This is a genomic window from Pseudomonas sp. SDO52101_S400, assembly GCF_054071635.1.
The window spans coordinates 22,028-28,924 of sequence record NZ_JBSVWF010000067.1 but is presented as its reverse complement, the minus strand read 5'-3'; the positions used below and the strand labels follow the sequence as shown (position 1 = coordinate 28,924).

Sequence of the window (6,897 nt, the reverse complement as noted above, 5' to 3'; positions counted from 1 at the left end):
GGTCGAATGTGGGAGCGGGCTTGCTCGCGAAGGCGTCAGAACCAACAACACAGAACTCAACGAAAAGAAGAACAGCATGCGCACACTGACGATTGAACCGCTGACCAAAGAAGCCTTCGCCCCTTTCGGTGACGTGATCGAAACCGACGGCAGCGATCACTTCATGATCAACAACGGTTCGACCATGCGCTTCCACAAACTGGCGACGGTCGAAACCGCGACGCCTGAGGACAACGCGATCATCAGCATCTTCCGCGCCGACGCGCAGGATATGCCGATGACCGTCAGCATGCTGGAACGCCATCCGCTGGGCAGCCAGGCTTTCATTCCGCTGCTCGGCAACCCCTTTCTGATCGTGGTCGCGCCACTTGGCGATGTACCTGTATCAGGCTTGGTCCGCGCCTTCGTCACCAACGGCAGGCAGGGCATCAATTACCATCGCGGCGTCTGGCACCACCCGGTGCTGACGATCGAAAAGCGGGATGACTTCCTGGTGGTTGATCGCAGTGGCACAGGCAACAACTGCGATGAGCATTTTTTCAAAGAGGATGAGCGTTTGATCCTCGCCCCCCACCAATAAGAGAAGGTCTGATCACTCGACAACAAGAGTGACAGGCGAGAGGTAAAGACTGTGGAAGCACATCTGTTGGAATGGCTGAACCTGAGCGTGCGCTGGGTTCACATGATCACTGGCGTGGCCTGGATCGGCGCGTCGTTCTACTTCGTCTGGCTGGAGAACAACCTCAACCGCGTCAACCCGAAAACCGGTCTTGCCGGTGATCTGTGGGCGATCCACGGCGGCGGTATCTATCACCTGGAAAAATACAAACTGGCCCCTCCGTCGATGCCGGAGAACCTGCACTGGTTCAAATGGGAAGCCTACTTCACCTGGATGTCGGGGATCGCGCTGCTGTGCGTGGTGTTCTACTCCAACCCCGTGCTCTACCTCGTGGCACCCGGCAGCGGCCTGACCGGCCCTGAAGGCGTGGCCATCGGCATCGGTTCGCTGATCGCCGGCTGGTTCATCTACGACTTCCTCTGCGATTCGCCCCTCGGCAAGAAACCCGCCCTGCTCGGCTTCATCCTGTTCGTGCTGATCATCGGCGCGGCGTATGGCTTCAGCAAGGTGTTCAGCGGTCGTGGTGCGTACCTGCACGTCGGCGCGATCATCGGCACCATCATGGTCGGCAACGTGTTCCGCATCATCATGCCGGCCCAGCGCGCACTGGTGGCCGCAATTGCCGAGAACCGCACGCCGGATCCGGCCCTGCCGGCCAAAGGCCTGCTGCGTTCGCGTCACAACAACTACTTCACCCTGCCGGTGCTGTTCATCATGATCAGCAACCACTTCCCGAGCACTTACGGCAGCCAGTACAACTGGCTGATCCTGGCCGGGATCGCGGTGTTGGCGGTGTTGGTGCGTCACTACTTCAACACCCGTCACGACAGTCACAAATTTGCCTGGACCCTGCCAGTGGCAGCGGTTGGCATGATCACCCTGGCTTACGTCACCGGCCCTGCGCCGATGCCGACTGCACCGGAAGTGGCCAAGGCTCCAGCAAAAATCGAGTACCAGCCGCTGCCGGAAACGGCCCTGGGTGGTGGCGCGAAACCAGCTGAAGCGGCACAACCGGCCGCACCTGCTGCACCGGCCGCAGCTCCCGCTCAGGCGTCCAACGCCGGCCCTGCGTTCGACAAGGTGCACAACGTGATCCAGGAACGCTGCGCGGTCTGCCATTCGGCCAAACCGACCAGCCCGCTGTTCAGCGCGGCCCCGGCCGGTGTGATGTTCGACACCCCCGAGCAGATCCGCCAGAACGCGGCGCGGATCCAGGCGCAAGCCATCACCACGCAGATCATGCCACTGGGCAACATCACGCAGATGACCCAGCAGGAACGTGACCTGATCGGTGCATGGATCGCCCAGGGAGCCCAGACCAACTAAGCAATAAAAGCATCGCGGGCAAGCCCGCTCACACAGGGATTCACACAATCCTGTGGGAGCTGGCTTGCCTGCGATTAGCCGCAACGCGGTTTACCTGATGCAAAAGGACAGCTGTGAGCAACCCGGCAGCTGTTCAATCACAAGAATAAAAAAGATCCGAGGTGTTGCATGTCCGAGCTGTCCAAAGCGCGCATCCCCGACGCACCCGCCATTCAGCGTTTGCCCCTTTTGCAACTGATCCTGGTCGGTTTGCAACATGTTCTGCTGATGTACGGCGGCGCCATCGCGGTACCGCTGATCATCGGACAGGCCGCTGGCCTGAGTCGTGAAGAAATCGCCTTCCTGATCAACGCCGACCTGCTGGTCGCCGGCATCGCCACCATCGTGCAATCTCTGGGGATCGGCCCGATGGGCATCCGCATGCCGGTGATGATGGGCGCCAGTTTCGCCGCCGTCGGCAGCATGGTCGCCATGGCCGGCATGCCCGGCATCGGTCTGCAGGGGATCTTCGGCGCCACCATCGCCGCCGGGTTCTTCGGCATGATCATCGCGCCGTTCATGTCCAAGGTCGTGCGCTTCTTCCCGCCTCTGGTGACCGGCACGGTCATCACCTCGATCGGTTTGTCGTTGTTCCCCGTGGCCGTGAACTGGGCCGGCGGCGGCGCTGGCGCCGCTCAATTCGGTTCACCGATTTACCTGGCCATCGCTGCGCTGGTGCTGGCCACCATTCTGTTGATCCACCGCTTCATGCGCGGTTTCTGGGTCAACATTTCCGTGCTGATCGGCATGTGCCTGGGCTACGTGCTCTGCGGCGCCATCGGCATGGTCGATCTGAGCGGCATGGCCAACGCGCCGTGGGTTCAGTTCGTCACCCCGCTGCATTTCGGCATGCCGAAGTTCGAACTGGCGCCGATCCTGTCGATGTGTCTGGTGGTGGTGATCATCTTCGTCGAGTCCACCGGGATGTTCCTGGCACTGGGCAAGATCACCGGTCAGGAAGTCTGCCCGCGCATGCTGCGTCGCGGCTTGCTGTGTGATGCCGGCGCATCGTTCGTTGCCGGTTTCTTCAACACCTTCACCCACTCCTCTTTCGCGCAGAACATCGGCCTGGTGCAGATGACCGGCGTGCGCTGCCGCTCGGTGACCATCGTCGCCGGCGGTTTGCTGATCGTCCTGAGCCTGCTGCCGAAAGCCGCGTTCCTGGTGGCGTCGATCCCACCGGCAGTACTCGGTGGCGCGGCGATTGCGATGTTCGGCATGGTGGCGGCTACCGGGATCAAGATCCTGCAAGAGGCCGACATTGGCGACCGTCGCAATCAGCTGCTGGTAGCGGTAAGCATCGGCATGGGCCTGATCCCGGTGGTGCGCCCGGAGTTCTTCGCCCACCTGCCGTTGTGGATGAGCCCGATCACCCACAGCGGCATCGCCATGGCCACCCTCAGCGCGCTGACGCTGAACCTGTTGTTCAACATTCTGGGCGGCGCCGAGCGCGCGGCCATCAATGACTGTCACGCACATCAGCATTAACAGCAACACCGATGAAACCTTGTGGGAGCGGGCTTGCTCGCGAAAGCGGTGTGTCATTCAACATTTGTAGTGACTGACACGCCCCCTTCGCGAGCAAGCCCGCTCCCACAGGGGTAAGCAACACCCTGCCTCAAACAATAAAAACAAGAGGGAGCAACAGATGATCCGGACTCAAACCAACGTGTTGTTGAGCGGCGGCCTGCTGGCCGCATCACAAGCCATGGCCGGCGATTTATTGCTGTGGCAGACCAACAGCCTGAGCTACCTGTACGGCAAGAACTTCGCGATCAACCCGTCGATCCAGCAGACGGTGACGTTCGAGCACGCCGACAAGTGGAAGTACGGCGACAACTTCCTGTTCGTCGACAAGATCTTCTACAACGGCCAGGAAGATCGCAACAAAGGCCCCCACACCTTCTACGGCGAATTCACCCCGCGCTTCTCGTTCGGCAAGATCTTCGACCAGAAGATCGAATTCGGCCCGATCAAGGACGTGCTGCTGGCGATGACCTACGAGTACGGCGAAGGCGAGAGCGAGGCCTATCTGATCGGCCCGGGTTTCGACCTGAAAGTGCCGGGTTTCAACTACGTCACCCTGAACATCTTCCGCCGCCAGACCGAAGGCCCGCGCCCGGGCGATGGTGTCTGGCAGATCACTCCGGGTTGGTCCTACAGCTTTCCGCTGGGCAACTCCGACGTGCTGATCGACGGCTATCTCGACTGGGTCGTCGACAACGACGAGAACTCCCGCGGCACCTATCACGCCAACCTGCACATCAACCCGCAGATCAAATACGACCTGGGCAAAGCCCTCGGCTGGAGCCAGAAGCAACTGTATGTCGGCACCGAATACAGCTACTGGAAGAACAAATACGGGGTCGAAAGCAGCCACAACCTCGACACCAATCAGAACACCGCCAGCCTGCTGGTGAAGGTGCACTTCTAAGATGACCCGCAACCGTGCCCCCTACCTGTCGTCGGTGCTCTGTTGCGGGGCACTTGAGACCTGGCCGTTGAGTCAGTATTCTCCGCGGCCTCCTGAATTCGGTCTAAAAAAAAGCCCGGATTTAATTCCTGACCAACGGGCCAACTTATCCCGGCCCCGGTCAGTACCGAGGCATCCCGAAAACACGCTCAGTCGACTGTTTTTCAGCAGCCGGCGGGCGTTTTTTTGCTTTTCGAAAAGCCTTGGCTCAGCTCTTGCTAACAGCATGAAAGCTGACCGGATGGATGATTTTTGCAGCAAGGAAAAAAGGCGCCACACCAGAGCGCCGACTCAAAAAAATAAACGTGGAACACCTACTTTGGGAGCAACCGAATGAAACGTATGAGCACCAGCCTGATGCTTGCGGGAACCATGCTGGCCGGGGGCCAGGCCATGGCCGACGGCTTGCTGCAATGGCAGAACAACAGCCTGACCTACCTTTACGGTAAAGACTTCAAGGTCAACCCTGCCATCCAGCAGACCGTCACCTTCGAGCACGCCGATGCTTGGAAGTATGGGGACAACTTCCTGTTCATCGACAAGATCTTCTACAACGGCAAGCCAGACGGCGGCGTCGGCAACAACACCTATTACGGCGAATTCAGCCCACGCCTGTCGCTCGGCAAGGTGCTCGACCAGAAGATCGAATTCGGCCCGATCAAAGACGTGTTGCTGGCCATGACCTATGAGTTCGGCGAAGGCGACGTCGAGTCCTACCTGATCGGTCCAGGGTTCGACCTGGCGATTCCGGGCTTCGACTACTTCCAGCTGAACTTCTACCAGCGTCACACCGAAGGCTCGCGTCCGGGTGACAACGTCTGGCAGATCACTCCGGTCTGGTCCTACACCATTCCGGTCGGCGACTCGAACGTGCTGATCGACGGCTACATGGACTGGGTGGTCGACAACGACGTCAACAGCAAAGGCGAATACCACGCCAACCTGCACTTCAACCCACAGGTCAAATACGACCTGGGCAAGGCGCTGAATTTCGGCGAGAAGCAGTTGTACGTCGGTGTTGAATACGACTACTGGAAAGACAAGTACGGGATCGACGACACCCGTGCGTTCACCACCAATCAGAACGTGACCAGCTTCCTGGTGAAGTTCCACTTCTGATGCTGTTAGTGGCGTCTGCAAGGACGCCTTCGCGAGCAAGCCCGCTCCCACATTGGTTTTGTGCACGCCACAGATCTAATGTGGGAGCGGGCTTGCTCGCGAATGGCAGTAGCACCCCAAATATCAGGCCGGAATCACCGCCTCGGTAATCCCCAAAAACCGGCACAGCTCATCGCGTTTGGCCAGTGCATCGCGCCGCCCCAGGTCGATCAACTCGCTGCAATACCCCGCCTCGAACAGCAGATAGCTCAACACCCCTGCCCCGCTCGTTTTGGTCGCCCCCGGCCCGCGCAAGAACAACCGCAACGCCGCCGGCAGTTCCTGACGATGCCGCGCCGCGATTTCATCGATCGGCTGACTCGGCGAGATCACCAGCACTTCAACTGGCGCCACGCCCAAGGCACGCGTCGGCGTTCCATCGGGCATCAAGTGACTGAACTGGTTCAGACGCTGAAGAAGCTCGATATCGCTTTCCAGGCTGTCAATGAACGTACTGTTGAGCATGTGCCCGCCGATCTGCGCCAGCGTCGGCTGCTGACCGGTGTAAGTGCGCTCCAGCGGTTGCGCCGGATCGAACCCGCGCGGGTTGCCACTGACACCGACCACCAAAACCCGGCTCGCACCCAGGTGCAATGCCGGGCTGATCGGCGCCGATTGGCGCACTGCGCCATCGCCGAAATACTCATTGTCGATTTTCACCGGTGCGAACAACAGTGGGATCGCCGAACTGGCGAGCAAATGCTCCACGGTCAATTGCGTGGGTACGCCGATGCGTCGATGGCGCAGCCAGGCATCGATGCTGCCGCCGCCTTGATAGAAGGTCACCGCTTGCCCGGATTCGTAGCCGAACGCCGTCACCGCCACCGCATGCAACTGCTTGCGGGCGATGGATTCGGCAATGCCGGGCATGTGTAGTTTTTCATTGAGCAAATGGCGCAACGGCGAGCTGTTGAGCAGTGCCACCGGCAGTTGCCGGCCCATGCCCAGCAGACTGTGACTGACGAAACGACTGGCCTGGCGGATTACGCCCGGCCAGTCGCTGCGCAGCACGCGATGGCTGCGAAAGCCTTGCCAGAACAACGTCAGGCGTTCGATGGCGGCACGAAAGTCCGTGGCGCCGCTGGCCAGACTGACCGCGTTGATCGCCCCGGCCGATGTGCCGACGATCACCGGGAACGGATTGTCCGCCCCCAGCGGCAGCAGTTCGGCAATCGCCGCCAGCACCCCCACCTGATACGCCGCTCGAGCCCCGCCGCCGGAAAGAATCAAACCTGTGACCGGTTCAGCTGGGCTCATCGCAACGCTCCGTGGTGCTTATAGG

6 protein-coding genes are annotated in these 6,897 nt (G+C 60.3%); 5 read left to right on the top strand and 1 reads right to left on the bottom strand.

The annotated features are described in order from the left end of the window. Window positions 1–76: 76 nt before the first annotated feature. From ACW9HX_RS25355 to ACW9HX_RS25335, 5 genes are all read left to right on the top strand, one after another. Window positions 77–580: an ureidoglycolate lyase gene (locus tag ACW9HX_RS25355; protein WP_457382693.1), complete on the top strand. Its 504-nt coding sequence runs from the start codon at window positions 77–79 to the stop codon at window positions 578–580. Between the two features lie 51 nt (window positions 581–631). After that, window positions 632–1,945 carry a urate hydroxylase PuuD gene (locus tag ACW9HX_RS25350; RefSeq protein ID WP_134825964.1) on the top strand — a complete coding sequence of 438 codons (1,314 nt, stop codon included), beginning with the start codon at window positions 632–634 and terminating at the stop codon, window positions 1,943–1,945. A 168-nt stretch (window positions 1,946–2,113) separates the two neighbouring features. Then, window positions 2,114–3,472: a nucleobase:cation symporter-2 family protein gene (locus tag ACW9HX_RS25345; RefSeq protein ID WP_457382692.1), complete on the top strand. Its 1,359-nt coding sequence runs from the start codon at window positions 2,114–2,116 to the stop codon at window positions 3,470–3,472. Window positions 3,473–3,632: 160 nt separating this feature from the next. Beyond that, window positions 3,633–4,418 (top strand): outer membrane protein OmpK, encoded by a 786-nt coding sequence (locus ACW9HX_RS25340; RefSeq protein WP_457382691.1) that lies wholly within the window; start codon window positions 3,633–3,635, stop codon window positions 4,416–4,418. A gap of 372 nt (window positions 4,419–4,790) precedes the next feature. Beyond that, a complete protein-coding gene (locus ACW9HX_RS25335; RefSeq protein ID WP_457382690.1) occupies window positions 4,791–5,576 on the top strand; it encodes an outer membrane protein OmpK in 786 nt (261 codons plus the stop codon). A gap of 123 nt (window positions 5,577–5,699) precedes the next feature. Here the strand turns inward: ACW9HX_RS25335 and ACW9HX_RS25330 are convergent, their stop codons facing one another. Beyond that, the gene (locus tag ACW9HX_RS25330) at window positions 5,700–6,872 is read right to left on the bottom strand and encodes a patatin-like phospholipase family protein (RefSeq protein ID WP_457382689.1); all 1,173 of its coding nucleotides are present in this window, start codon (window positions 6,870–6,872) and stop codon (window positions 5,700–5,702) included. Window positions 6,873–6,897: the final 25 nt, after the last annotated feature.

Coding starts and splice junctions, on each gene's coding strand:
- ACW9HX_RS25355 (WP_457382693.1), top strand. CDS start 77: ATGCGCACACTGACGATTGAACCGCTGACCAAAGAAGCCTTCGCCCCT.
- ACW9HX_RS25345 (WP_457382692.1), top strand. CDS start 2,114: ATGTCCGAGCTGTCCAAAGCGCGCATCCCCGACGCACCCGCCATTCAG.
- ACW9HX_RS25340 (WP_457382691.1), top strand. CDS start 3,633: ATGATCCGGACTCAAACCAACGTGTTGTTGAGCGGCGGCCTGCTGGCC.
- ACW9HX_RS25335 (WP_457382690.1), top strand. CDS start 4,791: ATGAAACGTATGAGCACCAGCCTGATGCTTGCGGGAACCATGCTGGCC.
- ACW9HX_RS25330 (WP_457382689.1), bottom strand. CDS start 6,872: ATGAGCCCAGCTGAACCGGTCACAGGTTTGATTCTTTCCGGCGGCGGG.